Genomic DNA, 13,101 nt, shown 5'->3' on the forward strand with positions numbered 1-13,101 from the left:
ACCCCGAAATGCATTGAAAAGATTCAACTTTGACGCCGTCGGCATCCCGGCGGCGAAAGGAGATCCGTATGAAAATCGTTGTCATCGGCGGAACCGGCCTCATAGGTTCGAAGACTGTCGAACGCCTGCGCAAGCGCGGGCATGAGGTGATCGCCGCCTCACCGAACTCCGGCGTCAATACGATCACCGGAGAAGGACTGGCCGAAGCGCTCGCCGGTGCCGAAGTCGTGCTCGACCTCGCCAACTCACCCTCCTTCGAGGACAAGGCCGTGCTCGAATTCTTCGAGACCTCGGGGCGCAATCTTCTCGCCGCCGAAAAGGCTGCCGGCGTGAGGCACCATATCGCGCTTTCCGTGGTCGGCACCGAACGGCTGCAGGAAAGCGGCTATTTCCGCGGCAAGCTCGCCCAGGAACAACTGATCAGGGCATCGGGCATTCCCTATACTATCGTGCATTCGACGCAGTTCATGGAATTCCTGAGTGGCATCGCCCAGTCGGGCACGGTCGGCCAGACGGTTCGTCTATCGCCCGCCTATGTGCAGCCGATCGCTGCCGACGACGTGGCCGACGCCATGGCCGACGTGGCGCTCTCCGCCCCGGCTAACAAGACGATCGAAATATCCGGCCCGGAAAGGGTCCGGCTCAGCGAGCTCGTCGCCCGGTATCTCAAGGCGATGAAGGATCCGCGGATCGTCGAGGCCGACGCAGAGGCGAAATATTTCGGCGCCAGGCTAAACGACCAGTCCCTCGTTTCCGACGACGACCCGCGCCTCGGCTCGATCACCTTAGAACAGTGGTTCGCCACATCTGCCCGGCCGAGGTGATCGGCCTCTTCACCCCAGGCAATAAGGAGATTCCCATGATCAAGTCATCATTCCTCGCCGCCGCCCTCGCCCTTCTGGCAACGACCGGCGCTTCCGCCCACGACAGCAGCAAGTCCGCCAAGGTAACGCTCGTCTATGAGCACGAACTGCCGAACGTGCCGGGCAAAAGCATCAAGGGCGTGCTGGTCGAATACGGGCCCGGCGGCTTCTCCGAAGGCCACACCCATCCGGACTCGGCTTTCATCTACGCCACCGTTCTGGAAGGATCGATCCGCAGCCAGGTCAATGACGGTCCGGTCAAGACCTATCAGGCCGGCGAGAGCTTCTCGGAAATGCCGGGCGACCGCCATGGCGTCAGCGCCAATGGCAGCGAAACGCAGCCCGCCCGCCTGCTCGCCGTTTTCGTCGTCGACACCGACCAGAAAGAACTGACGTTCCCGCTGCAGAACTGACGATCCGCTAAAGGCCATCCGCGCAAGGCCCCATGCTTGCGCGGCTGGCCGACATGCTCAATCATGTGCCGCCCGCCCCTCCCGGAGAAAGAGTGAGATGATCTACGACGCGCTCTTCGGCAAGCCTCTGATATCGCTCATAACGGTCGGCTTCGCCGGCATCGTCGTCTGGTACTTCCTCTCCAGCCAGCGGCCGACGACGCGGCTGGTGGTGCAGATCCTCTTCTTTGCCGTCATGACGCTGATCCTTGTCGGCAGTGGCATCGAACCCCACCGCTTCCAGGGATATGAGACGCAGGACCCGCAAGCTCTACTCGTTATTCTCGCCAAATCGCTCTGGTGGCTTCACCTGGCATGGGCCGTCATCGGTTTCATCAGGCTCTATCTGGTGCTGGAGGGCAGCCCGCGTGAGGCCCGTCTGCTCCAGGATCTCGTCATCGGCGTCGTCTATATCGGCATGGTGCTTTCGATCCTCGCCTTCGTCTTCGGCGTGCCGATCGGAACCCTCGTTGCGACCTCGGGCGTCGTCGCCATCATCCTTGGTCTCGCGCTGCAGAACACGCTCGCCGATGTCTTCTCCGGCATCGCGCTAACCCTCGGCCGGCCCTATGTCATCGGCGACTGGATTCTTCTGAGCGACGGCACGGAGGGGCGCGTCGTCGAGAGCAACTGGCGCGCGACGCATATCCTGACGCCCGGCAACAATATCGTCGTGCTGCCGAACAGCTTTCTCGCCAAGCTCGGCCTGACCAATGTCAGCCGGCCGGACGAGGCCCATCTCCTGATCCTTACCATCCGCATCGCCCCGACGCGCATGCCGGCATCGATCCGCCAGATGATGCTGACGGCGCTCACCAGCTGCAATTCCATCGTGCGCGATCCGCCGCCGGTCGTCGCCCTGAAGGGGCTCGATGCTACGTCGCTCGAAGTCGAGCTGCAGTTTCGCGTGACGAGCCCCAGCCAGCGCGTGCCGGCGCGAAACGAGGTGCTCGATCTCGTCTATCGCCATTGCAAATCCGCCGGGCTGCTGCTGGCCATTCCGCCGTCGGCCACGGTGTTGACGGCCAACCTGCCGACCGAGGAAAACGCCCAGCCGCCGAGCGTGACGCCGCTTGCGCTGATCGACGCCATTCCGGTCTTTGCGACGCTGACATCAGATGAAAAGGCAAAGCTCGCCGAGACCACCGCGGTCCGGCAGTTCCGCAAGGGCGACGTCATCGTGCGGGAGGGCGAAATGCTGCCCTCGTTGATGATGGTGCGCGCCGGCATCATCGCCGCCCGGCATGCGGACGAGGAGCGCGGACGGCTGGCGCCCGGCGATTTCTTCGGCGAGACCGGCCTGCTCGCCGGCATGCAGGAAGTCTGCACCCTGGAGGCGCTAACGCCGGTAACGGCCTATGAAATCGATCAGGAGGCCTTCGCGCCGCTGCTCGCCGAACGCCCGGCCCTGGCCGAAGAAATCGCCGAACAGCTTGCCGGCCGCGCCGAGCGCTTCCGCGACGGCGCCGCCCTGCCCCCGGAACAGGTGCGCAGCGCCCATGCCATCCTGAAGACCATCAGGACCATTTTCAGGGCGTAGAGCATGTCGCGCAAAAGTGTGCAGCGGTTTTGCGGCAACGACATGGGTAAAAGCAAAGAGCTAAAGCGTAAGGAGCGAATCTGAAAGATCGCGACGCGCTTTAGGGGTTTCGCACGACCCTCAGCCGGCGCGCTTCAGCACCCACTCGAACGTATCCCGCCAGATATCCGGCGGAACCTCTTCGGATAAGGTGCCGACGAGATCGGAAAGGCGGACACGTCGCAGCGTGTCGCGCCAGGCCTCGTCGGCTTCCCACATGACGCGGGCGACCGCGCAGGGCTTGCTGTCGCAATAGCCGGCCGGCCGGCAGGGATTGTTCTCGCGGATATTGGTGCAGGTGAAGCTGCGCGCCTTGCCCTCGACCGCCTCGACGATGTCGAGGAAATTGATCTCCGACGAGGGTCTGGCAAGCCTGTAGCCGCCGCTCGGGCCGAGCGTGGTATCAACGAGGGAAGCCTGCGAAAGGCTCTGCAGCGCCTTGGAGAGATATTCCTTCGGCAGGCCATGAAGCTCGGCGAGCGCCTTGGTGGAGAGGTACCGGCCCTCGGGCAGGCCCGCGAGAATGGCACAGCAGTGTAGCGCCCACTCGACCTGGCTTTTCAGGATCATTCAACTACTCATCATGCTGGCTCTGCGAGCGGAATTAAGGATATATGCTATCCGCAAATATCCATGATGTAAATGACCCGTAAAAGCAGGGTATCGCATCGCGAATGAACGTCCGCCCGCATAAAACTTTCTCCACATGGGAATAAAACCGCCTCGCCCGGTGTCTCATCTCAGGTAGCGCGAAATCGCGTGCCCAACCCGAGGAGAAACATCATGAAGTCCGTGAAATTCCTGTCCGTCGTAGCGGCTGGCGCCTTTGCCGCGACCGCTGCTTTCGCCGCCGCTCCCGTCAAGGAAGTCGATTCCGCCAAGGGCAAGGTTCTGGCCGGCGAAAACGGAATGACCCTCTACACCTTTAAGAAGGACGCCAAGGGCGTTTCCAACTGCTACGACGATTGCGCCAAGAACTGGCCACCGCTGATGGCCGCTTCCGATGCAAAGGCCGATGGTGCATATTCGATCATCGAACGGAAGGATGGCACGAAGCAATGGGCCAAGGACGGCATGCCGCTCTATTACTGGGTCAAGGACACGAAGGCCGGCGACATCACCGGCGACGGCGTCGGCGGCAACTGGGATCTCGCCAAGCCTTGACCCTGAGGGCCCAGATACCACGAGAGCCGGCGTGAAGACACCCGCACCCGAAAGTTTCGAGGGCCAGATCCTGGCCCTCCTCCCCTCGCTCAGGCGCTATTCGCGCAGCCTGACGCGCTCGGATGCCGATGGCGAGGACCTGCTCCAGGACTGTGTCGAGAAGATATTGACGCGCCGCAGCCAATGGCGCGGTCTCAACCTGCGCGGCTGGGTCCTGACGATCATGACCAATCTCTACCGCAACGGCCGGCGCGGCAAGCCGCGCGGCGATCTGGTCGAGCTCGATGCCGCCGAGGATATGGCCGCCCCCGAACCGGCCGCCGATCCGCTGGAGCGCGCCCGGCTCAACGATGCGCTGAACAGCCTTTCGGAGGAACACCGCGCCGTGCTGATGCTCGTAGTCATCGAAGGATATAGCTACAGCGAGGTCGCCGCCGCGCTCGATATCCCGATCGGCACGGTCATGTCCCGCCTGTCGCGCGCCCGCCAACGCGTCGCCGAACATCTGAAGGCCGACAACATCGTTACGCTTCGGAGACCGAAATGAACGAGACCAACCCGATCGTCACCGAAGCCGATCTCCACGCCTATGCCGACGGCCAGGTGCCCGAAACCTCACGGGCCCGTATCGAGGCCTACCTTGCCGACAATCCCGAGGAGGCGGCGATGGTCGCCGAATGGCAGACCCAGAATGCAGGCATCCGCTCGCTCTTTGCCGGATATGAAAGGGCCAGGGATAGTGATCCCCTGCTCGTATCCCCGCCGCGCACCGCCTCGCCGGCGGCGAAGCGCTTCGCGATCGCCGGGGCCGCCGTCCTCGTCTTCGCGCTCGGCGCCCTCACCGGCCATTATGGCCCGGCCCTTGTTCAAAAGCCGGACTTGCAGCTTGCCGGCTCCGAGACCCTGCCGAAGCAGGCCGAGACCGCCTTCACCGTCTATGCCGCCGAAGTCCGTCATCCCGTCGAAGTCTTCGCCGACGAGGAGGCCCATCTCGCCACTTGGCTCGGCAAGCGACTGGCGATCGAAAACCTCAAGATCCCCAACCTGCAGCCGCTCGGCTTCAAGCTGGTCGGCGGCCGCCTGCTGCCGGTCGACGGCAGGCCGGGCGCCATGTTCATGTATGAGAACCAAGCCGGCGAGCGCCTGACCGTCATGGTCGGCCGCAACACGGAAAACCGCACGACGAGCTTCCGCTTCGCCTCGTCGGGCAATCTCGAAACCTTCTACTGGATCGACGGCGAACTTGGTTATGCCGTCACCGGCGAAATCTCGCGTGAGACGCTGCGCGCGGTGGCCGAGGAATGTTACAGGCAGTTTCCGTCGTGAGAATCAGCGCAGGGGATCGTTGGCGAGCTCGATCGGGTGGCCATGCGGCGTCGCCTCGGCCGCCCGCTGCCAGCTCTGCTGCAGCTCGAGGATGGCGGATGCGTCGGCCACGCCGCGGCTGACCAACAGCTCCGAAAGCGCCGCCACCCAGCAGTCGAAATAATCGCTGCCGTCTTCAACCCGTCCGGGCTGGTGCAATTGCCGCGAAAGCGTTTCCGCCCACTCGCTCCAGGAAAACAGCCCCTTCTCATGCAGATGCACGGTCATGGCGAAAGCCTCGGCCGCCCAGGGTTCGGGAAAGACCGGCTCGCCCTCGGCAGATTTGGGCAGCCCCGGCGATTGGCTGAGCTCGGAGGGCATCTCACACACGCTCAAGATAGCTCTCCCATGCGTCGATCGAGACCGTCAGCGAGGGGTCCGCGCCTTGGCCCCAGATCTCGCCGCCGTCGAAAACGACAGTATAGAGCCATTGCGGGTTCTCGCCCTTGCCGTGGGCATTATCATCGGGAAAGACGAAGGAGCCCTGCACCGCTTCGACGATACCGGCCTTGGCGCGGGCATAACGCGGCAATCGCGTATGGGTCGCCGGATTGAAATTCTTCGTTTTCACCCGCTCGCCGACCGCAAAGCGTGGCTCGCCATCCACCGGCCGGTCGCAAGGCCCACCCTTGGCAAGCACGGCAGGCACCATCTCCGCCTTCAGCACCCGTTTCGGCGCCTTGCCATCCTGCAGCTTGTGGCCGGACAGCAACTCCTCGCGCGTCGCAAAGCCGTGCCGTTCCAGCAGCATCTCGAGGCCGCGGATCCAGATCTCGTAATAGCTCGCCGAGAGGTAGTCGGCCGGCCGGATATTCTCGCGCGCATGCCGGCTTTCGTCGATCGTCCATGCGCCGAAAGCCCCGCAGGAAAGCGTGATGCCGAGCGCGCGCTTTTCCCATTCGGCATGGAAATAGGGCTCGTCCTTCTCAGGCGCGACAGGGCCGAAGCCCATCTGCCCGCCGAGATCGTGCGGTCCGTTCATGACAGTGTCTCCGGGCTGGCGGCCACGGCCGTGCCGATCATCGCATCGCGGCTGACAAGGCCGGCAAGCGTTGCCTCATCCATTCCCTCCGTGCCTTCGGGGCGCACGGGGATCACCAGATAACGCAGCTCCGCTGTCGAATCCCAGACGCGGATCTGCTTGCCCGACGGCAGCGTCAACCCGAATTCGGCGAGCACGCCGCGCGGATCGATCACCGCCCGCGATCGATAGGCCGGCGCCTTGTACCAGACCGGAGGCAGGCCAAGCACAGACCAGGGATAACAGGAGCAGAGTGTGCAGACGACGAGGTTATGGGTCTCAGCCGTATTGAAGACGGCGCGCATATGCTCGCCTTGCCGGCCGGTGTAACCGAGACTCGCAATCGCCGCCGTCGCATCGTGCCTCAGCCAGTCGGCGAAATCAGGATCGCTCCAGGCCTTGGCGACGACATGCGCGCCATGCCTCGGTCCGATCTTGGTTTCGTAAGTCTCGACGATCGCATCGATCGCATCAGGATCAATCAAACCCTTCTCCGTCAGCAGCGTTTCCAGCGCCTTCACGCGGGCCTGCATGTCGGAATAGTGGTTGTCGTGATCGTGGTTATGGTCGTGGTCGTCACTGTGGTCGTCGTGCAACGCAATATCCTCCCGGAAACGGCGATCGGCGCCCTGTTTCCTCAACGCGCACGGCACGCTCCTCCTCTTCTCCCCAGCGGGGGTCCGAAGGACGGGTTGAGACCCGTGGCGCAACCCCGGGCGGTGGCCCGAAGGGTCGGATGAGGGGGGCCACACGGCACACCCGTCATCGTTGCCCTTCGCTTACGCTCCGTGCATTAGCGGCCTGCGCCGCTCACCCCCTCATCTGCCTGCCGGCATCTTCTCCACGCTGGGGAGAAGGGGAATAAGCAACGGTCTGCCCCAAAGCATCCACCTTCCTTCTACCATACACCACAACCCCGCCAAGCCCTCCTATCCCACGCAAACTTTTCCGCTAATCTCCCGCCATGAACATCCTGATTCTCGGCGCAACAGGCTTCATAGGCTCGGTCGTCGCGGCCCGACTCGCTGCGGACGGCCATGCCGTGACCGGGCTCGGCCGCAATCCCGCGCGAGCCCGCCTGAAGCAGCCGGCAATCGACTGGCGGCGCGCCGATCTCTCGCGCATGACAAAGCCCGAGGACTGGGAGAACCTCCTGAAAGACCGGCACGCCGTCGTCAATTGCGCCGGCGCCCTGCAGGACGGACTCTCGGACGATCTCGCGGCGACCCAGGCGGATGCGATGCTGGCGCTCTATGCCGCGGCGAAGCGCTCCCGTCCTTTGATCGTGCAGATATCGGCAAGGACCGCCGGCGCGGCAGGCGCGCTGCCCTTCCTCGCCACCAAACGGCGGGCCGATGAGGCGCTGGCGGCAAGCGGCCTGCCTCATCTCATCCTGCGCCCTGCCCTTGTTCTCGGCCGCAATGCCCATGGCGGCTCGTCATTGCTGCGAGCGCTCGCAGCCTTTCCGCTGGCGCTGCCGCTCGTCCATGCGGAAAGCCCGGTCGAAACGCTTTCGGTGGATGATGTGGCGGAAGCGGTGTCGCGGGCGGTCGCAGGCGACCTTCGCGGCGATATCGATCTCGCCGCCGGCGAGGTGCTGACGCTCGCCGAACTCGTCGGCCTTCACCGGCAATGGTTGGGCCTGCCGCCCGCCCGCGTCTTTTCGCTTGCTCCCTGGCTTACGCGACCAGTCACCTGGCTTGCCGCTATGGCGGGCCTTCTCGGCTGGCGTTCGCCGCTGCGCTCGACGGCGATGAGAGTCATGTCCGAGGGCATACGGAGCGCAAAGAGGGAGAGCGGCCTTGGCGCGACATCGGCGGCAGCCACGCTAGCAGCTAATCCCTCCGGCGTGCAGGATCTCTGGTTTGCCTGGCTCTATCTCCTGAAGCCCCTCATCATATCGGGCCTGTCGGCCTTCTGGCTGCTCTCTGGCCTGATCCCACTGCTTTCGATGGAAAGGGCCTCGACGCACTTCCTGCCCTTCATGCCGGAAGCGGCGGCAACGGCGCTGACGTTTGCGACCTGCCTTATCGACGTAGCACTCGGCGCCGCCGTGCTTGTTCGCCCGCTCGCCAAACGCGCCCTTCTCGGCATGCTCGCCGTCTCATTGGCCTATCTCGCCGGTGGCAGCCTGCTCGAACCCGCGCTCTGGCTCGATCCGCTCGGTCCACTCGTCAAGGTGCTGCCGTCGGTCCTGCTGACGCTGACGGCGCTTGCCACCCTGGATGAACGCTGATGCTTGAGGAATGGCTGCTGCTCACGAAACCGTCGATTGCTCTATTTTAGCATCGGCCAGAGGCTCGCCACGAGAAGCACGGCCATGGTGATGTTGAACCACTTCAGCCGCATGGGATCGGAAAGCCAATCACTGAGCGCCGAGCCGAAGCCCGCCCAGGTCGAGACGCTCGGCACGTTGACCACTGCGAAAGCCAGGCCGACGATCAGCACGCTGGCAAGGTAGAGTTCTGGATTGGTGTAGGTCGCCATCGCCGTGACCGCCATCACCCAGGCTTTCGGGTTGACCCACTGGAAGGCCGCCGCCGAAAAAAAGGACATTGGCGCAGCACTGTCCCTGCCTTCGCTCAGCGAACGCGAGGAGGCGATCTTCCAGGCGATCCAGACAAGATAGGCGCCGCCGGCGAACTTCAGCACCGTATAGACCAGGGGCATCGTGTGCAGCAGCGCCCCGAGCCCGAGGCCGACGCCGATCAGCAGCGAGAAGAAACCCGTGCCGATGCCGAACATATGCGGGATCGTCCTGCGGAAGCCGAAATTCACGCCCGAGGCAAAGAGCATCATATTGTTCGGCCCCGGCGTGATCGACGTCGTGAAGGCGAAGAGAACGAGGGCGAGAAACGTATCCAGCGGCATGCGACCTCCCAAAGCCGGCTCTTTCCGCGGCCTGCTTTATTTAGGTCAGCATAACTGCCCTAAACTCTTGACGCCGTTACATCATTGTCATGGTGACAGGATTAGTTGAAAGATAAGAACGCTGCGCAATCTCCTGAAAAATGGAAAAAATCATGCAGGACGACCCCATCCCCTCCGTCAAATTCCCGAACGGCACGGAAGTGCCGGCGCTCGGCCAGGGAACATGGGCCATGGGCGAGGATGCCGGCCATGCCAGGATCGAGATTGAAAGCCTCAAGGCAGGCATCGATCTCGGCATGACGCTGATCGACACTGCCGAAATGTATGGCGACGGCGGCGCCGAGGAGATCGTCGGCCAGGCGATCAGGGGACGGCGCGACGATGTCTTTCTCGTCAGCAAGGTCTATCCCTGGAACGCCAGCCTGAAAGGCACGGTCGAGGCCTGCGAGCACAGCCTGGAACGGCTCGGCACCGACCGGATCGATCTCTACCTCCTGCACTGGCGCGGCAATCATCCGCTCGCCGAGACTGTCGCCGCCTTCGAAATGCTGAAAGCATCAGGCAAGATCGGCGCCTGGGGCGTCTCCAACTTCGACACCGACGACATGGAGGAACTGCTCTCCGTGCCCGACGGCGCCAATGTCGCCGCCAACCAGGTGCTCTACAATCTCTCCCGCCGCGGCATCGAATACGATCTCCTGCCCTGGTGCCAGAGCCGCGGCATTCCCATCATGGCCTATTCGCCGATCGAGCAGGGACACATCATTCACCATCCCGAACTGATCCGCATCGCCAAAGCCTATCAGGCGACGCCCGCTCAGCTGGCGCTCGCCTTCCTGCTCGAACGCGACGGCGTCATTGTCATCCCGAAGACCTCGAATGCCGAACGCGTGGCTGAGAACCGCGACTGCGTCTCGCTCGACATCACCGACGACGACTGGCAGGCGCTGGACGCCGCCTTCCCGCCGCCGGCAAAGAAGAAGCCGCTGGAGATGCTTTGATCTCCAGCGGCCCGAACTGCTCCACGCCTATCCGTTTTATACGCCCCTACTTCGCGATTCCACCTTCTCCCCAGCGGGGAGAAGGTGCCTGAAGGGCGGATGAGGGGGCCGGTGACGCCGGTCTTTCAACTGATCGTCGTACGAGCATAGACCACATTGGGGCGCTACGTTGCGCTGGCGGGAATAGACTATCACGGAAAGGATGTTCCGTGCGGCCCCCTCATCCGCCTGCCGGCACCTTCTCCCCGAGGGGAGAAGAGATTCGCCGCGCCGTCTCCGTCCCTTGCCTAGTAAGCACAGCTGAGGATGACGCCTAGGGAAGTAGGAAGCTCGTGCCTCACATCCCCTGCGCGCCGCGGTTCATCGCCGCGATGCCGGTGCGGCAGACCTCGATCAGGCCGAGCGGCTTCATGATCGCGACGAACTGGTCGATCTTCGACGACTTGCCGGTGATCTCCAGGATGAAGTGATCAATTGTTGCATCCACGACCTTGGCATGGAAGGCATCTGCAAGGCGTAGCGTCTCGGCGCGGGTTTCGCCCTCGCCGATCACCTTGACCAGCGCCACTTCACGCTCGATCGGCCGTTCCTGGCCGAGTTCGCGGGCGCGCACGGTCAGATCGACGACGCGATGGACCGGCACGATGCGATCGAGCTGCGCCTTGATCTGCTCCAGAACATGCGGCGTGCCGCGGGTGACGATGGTGATGCGGGAAAGATGCGCCTGATGCTCGGTCTCCGAAACCGTGAGGCTTTCGATATTGTAGCCGCGGCCCGAGAACAGGCCGATGACGCGGGCAAGGACGCCCGGCTCGTTGTCGACGAGGACCGAAAGCGTATGGCTCTCGATTGCCGTGGTTTCCGGCGAGATGAAGTAGGCAGAGCCGGTGGGCTGAAGATGTGCGTTCATGGTCCTGGGTTCCTACCTTATCATTATACGAGCTGACGGCCTTTGGCGTCGATCGCGTTGGCGACCGCTTCATCGGTGGCTTCGTCGGGCAGCAGCATTTCGTTATGGGCCTTGCCCGAGGGGATCATCGGGAAGCAGTTGGCGAGATTGGCGACGCGGCAATCGAAGATGACGGGCTTCTTGACCTCGATCATCTCGACGATGGCGTCGTCGAGCTCATCCGGCTTTTCGCAGCGCAGGCCCACCGCGCCATAGGCTTCCGCCAGCTTGACGAAATCAGGCATCGCCTCGGTATAGGAGTGCGACAGGCGATTGCCGTGCAGCAGCTGCTGCCACTGGCGCACCATGCCCATGTACTGGTTGTTCATGATGAAGATCTTGATCGGCGCATCATACTGGATCGCCGTCGACATTTCCTGAATGCACATCTGGATCGAGGCGTCGCCGGCAATGTCGATGACGAGGCTTTCGGGATGGGCGATCTGGACGCCGAGGGCGGCCGGCAAGCCATAACCCATCGTGCCCAAGCCGCCCGAGGTCATCCAACGGTTCGGCTGTTCGAAGCCGAAGAACTGCGCTGCCCACATCTGATGCTGGCCGACTTCGGTCGTGATGTAGGTGTCACGGTCCCTGGTATGCGCATAGAGACGCTCCAGCGCATATTGCGGCATGATCACGTCGTTGTTCTTCGTATAAGCGAAGGAGTTGCGCCCCCGCCAGCGGGCGATATCGCTCCACCAATCCTCAAGGCGGTTCTTCTCCGGCTTCTTCGGCAGCGCCCGCCACAGGCGAACCATGTCTTCCAAGACATGTCCGACATCGCCGCGGATGCCGATATCGACGCGGACATTCTTGTTGATCGAGGACGGATCGATATCGATGTGGATCTTCTTCGAGTTCGGCGAGAAGGCATTGAGACGTCCGGTGATGCGGTCGTCGAAGCGGGCGCCGATGCAGACCATGACGTCGCAGTCATGCATCGCCATATTGGCCTCGTAGGAGCCGTGCATGCCGAGCATCTTCAGCCAGTTCTTGCCCGAAGCCGGATAGGCGCCGAGACCCATCAGCGTCGAAGTGATCGGGAAATCGGTGAGCTCGACCAGCTCGCGCAGCAGCTTGGAAGCCTCGGGACCAGAATTGATGACGCCGCCGCCGGAATAGATGATCGGACGGCGCGCATTCGCCATCAGCTCGATTGCCGCATGGATCTGGTTGAGGTCGCCCTGGATCTTCGGCTGGTAGCTCTTCTGGATCGGATAATCGGCCGGCGGCGTATAGGTGCCGGTCGCAAACTGCACGTCCTTCGGAATATCGACGACGACGGGACCCGGACGGCCTGACTGGGCGATGCGGAAGGCCTCATGAATGATGGCGGCGAGTTCGTTGACGTCCTTGACCAGCCAGTTGTGCTTGGTGCAGGGCCGGGTAATGCCGACCGTATCGCATTCCTGGAAGGCATCCGAGCCGATCAGCGAGGTCGGGACCTGGCCGGTCAGGCAGACGAGCGGGATCGAATCCATCAGCGCGTCCTGCAGCGGCGTGACCGCATTGGTGGCGCCGGGACCCGAGGTGACGAGCATGACGCCGACCTTGCCGGTGGAGCGGGCATAACCTTCGGCCGCATGGCCTGCCCCCTGCTCGTGGCGCACGAGGATGTGCTTGACCTCGTCCTGCTGGAAGATCTCGTCATAGATCGGCAGAACCGCGCCGCCGGGATAGCCGAAGATATGTTCGACGCCGTTGTCCTTCAGCGCCTTGAGAACGATCTCCGCTCCCGTCATCCGATTGCCTGCCGCCTGATTGTCCGTGCTCATCTGTCTGTTCCGTTTGATGCTGGGATTTGCGTTTGTGGCCGGAAGCCCGAAATTCGGGCAT

General features: G+C 63.1%; 15 protein-coding genes. 8 read left to right on the forward strand and 7 right to left on the reverse strand.

The window, feature by feature from the left end:
• Positions 1-68 precede the first annotated feature (68 nt).
• From N2597_RS13010 to N2597_RS13020, 3 genes are all read left to right on the forward strand, one after another.
• Positions 69-824: an SDR family oxidoreductase gene (locus N2597_RS13010; RefSeq protein ID WP_183597287.1), complete on the forward strand. Its 756-nt coding sequence runs from the start codon at positions 69-71 to the stop codon at positions 822-824.
• A 35-nt stretch (positions 825-859) separates the two neighbouring features.
• Complete coding sequence (locus tag N2597_RS13015; protein ID WP_010038193.1) at positions 860-1,276, forward strand: cupin domain-containing protein; 417 nt, start codon at positions 860-862, stop codon at positions 1,274-1,276.
• Positions 1,277-1,373: 97 nt separating this feature from the next.
• Entirely contained in the window at positions 1,374-2,855 is a 1,482-nt protein-coding gene (locus N2597_RS13020; protein ID WP_183597285.1) for a cyclic nucleotide-binding domain-containing protein, read from the forward strand.
• A gap of 120 nt (positions 2,856-2,975) precedes the next feature.
• On the opposite strand, the gene N2597_RS13025 is transcribed toward N2597_RS13020, so the two are convergent.
• A complete protein-coding gene (locus tag N2597_RS13025; RefSeq protein WP_038689936.1) occupies positions 2,976-3,464 on the reverse strand; it encodes an RrF2 family transcriptional regulator in 489 nt (162 codons plus the stop codon).
• A gap of 213 nt (positions 3,465-3,677) precedes the next feature.
• On the opposite strand from N2597_RS13025, the gene N2597_RS13030 reads away from it, so the two are divergent.
• The 3 genes from N2597_RS13030 to N2597_RS13040 are packed head-to-tail and all read left to right on the forward strand — an operon-like array spanning position 3,678 to position 5,384.
• Positions 3,678-4,058 carry a COG4315 family predicted lipoprotein gene (locus N2597_RS13030; protein WP_183597283.1) on the forward strand — a complete coding sequence of 127 codons (381 nt, stop codon included), beginning with the start codon at positions 3,678-3,680 and terminating at the stop codon, positions 4,056-4,058.
• 31 nt (positions 4,059-4,089) lie between these two features.
• On the forward strand, positions 4,090-4,605 hold the full coding sequence (locus tag N2597_RS13035) for an RNA polymerase sigma factor (RefSeq protein WP_183597281.1): 516 nt from the start codon (positions 4,090-4,092) through the stop codon (positions 4,603-4,605).
• On the forward strand, positions 4,602-5,384 hold the full coding sequence (locus tag N2597_RS13040; RefSeq protein WP_183597279.1) for an anti-sigma factor family protein: 783 nt from the start codon (positions 4,602-4,604) through the stop codon (positions 5,382-5,384). Before N2597_RS13035 ends, N2597_RS13040 begins: the two co-directional genes overlap by 4 nt.
• A 3-nt stretch (positions 5,385-5,387) precedes the next feature.
• Here the strand turns inward: N2597_RS13040 and N2597_RS13045 are convergent, their stop codons facing one another.
• From N2597_RS13045 to nthA, 3 genes are read right to left on the reverse strand one after another with little or no spacing between them, the layout of a single operon-like run.
• Complete coding sequence (locus N2597_RS13045) at positions 5,388-5,759, reverse strand: nitrile hydratase accessory protein (protein WP_183597277.1); 372 nt, start codon at positions 5,757-5,759, stop codon at positions 5,388-5,390.
• Entirely contained in the window at positions 5,746-6,405 is a 660-nt protein-coding gene (nthB, locus tag N2597_RS13050; protein WP_096771794.1) for a nitrile hydratase subunit beta, read from the reverse strand. The genes N2597_RS13045 and nthB overlap by 14 nt, the downstream gene beginning before the upstream one ends.
• Positions 6,402-7,040 (reverse strand): nitrile hydratase subunit alpha, encoded by a 639-nt coding sequence (gene nthA, locus N2597_RS13055; RefSeq protein ID WP_183597275.1) that lies wholly within the window; start codon positions 7,038-7,040, stop codon positions 6,402-6,404. The genes nthB and nthA overlap by 4 nt, the downstream gene beginning before the upstream one ends.
• Positions 7,041-7,408: 368 nt before the next feature.
• Between nthA and N2597_RS13060 the strand changes: the two genes are divergently transcribed.
• A complete protein-coding gene (locus N2597_RS13060; protein ID WP_183597273.1) occupies positions 7,409-8,680 on the forward strand; it encodes an SDR family oxidoreductase in 1,272 nt (423 codons plus the stop codon).
• A gap of 41 nt (positions 8,681-8,721) precedes the next feature.
• Here N2597_RS13060 and N2597_RS13065 read toward each other — a convergent pair whose 3' ends face one another.
• Positions 8,722-9,315, reverse strand: a complete 594-nt coding sequence (locus N2597_RS13065) for a LysE family translocator (RefSeq protein WP_183597271.1) — start codon at positions 9,313-9,315, stop codon at positions 8,722-8,724.
• Positions 9,316-9,467: 152 nt separating this feature from the next.
• On the opposite strand from N2597_RS13065, the gene N2597_RS13070 reads away from it, so the two are divergent.
• On the forward strand, positions 9,468-10,316 hold the full coding sequence (locus N2597_RS13070; protein ID WP_183597269.1) for an aldo/keto reductase: 849 nt from the start codon (positions 9,468-9,470) through the stop codon (positions 10,314-10,316).
• A 337-nt stretch (positions 10,317-10,653) separates the two neighbouring features.
• On the opposite strand, the gene ilvN is transcribed toward N2597_RS13070, so the two are convergent.
• Entirely contained in the window at positions 10,654-11,226 is a 573-nt protein-coding gene (gene ilvN, locus N2597_RS13075; RefSeq protein WP_009994120.1) for an acetolactate synthase small subunit, read from the reverse strand.
• 23 nt (positions 11,227-11,249) lie between these two features.
• The gene (locus N2597_RS13080) at positions 11,250-13,040 is read right to left on the reverse strand and encodes an acetolactate synthase 3 large subunit (protein ID WP_183597267.1); all 1,791 of its coding nucleotides are present in this window, start codon (positions 13,038-13,040) and stop codon (positions 11,250-11,252) included.
• Positions 13,041-13,101 lie beyond the last annotated feature (61 nt).

It is taken from the genome of Rhizobium sophoriradicis (assembly GCF_025200795.1).
Taxonomy (GTDB): domain Bacteria; phylum Pseudomonadota; class Alphaproteobacteria; order Rhizobiales; family Rhizobiaceae; genus Rhizobium; species Rhizobium sophoriradicis.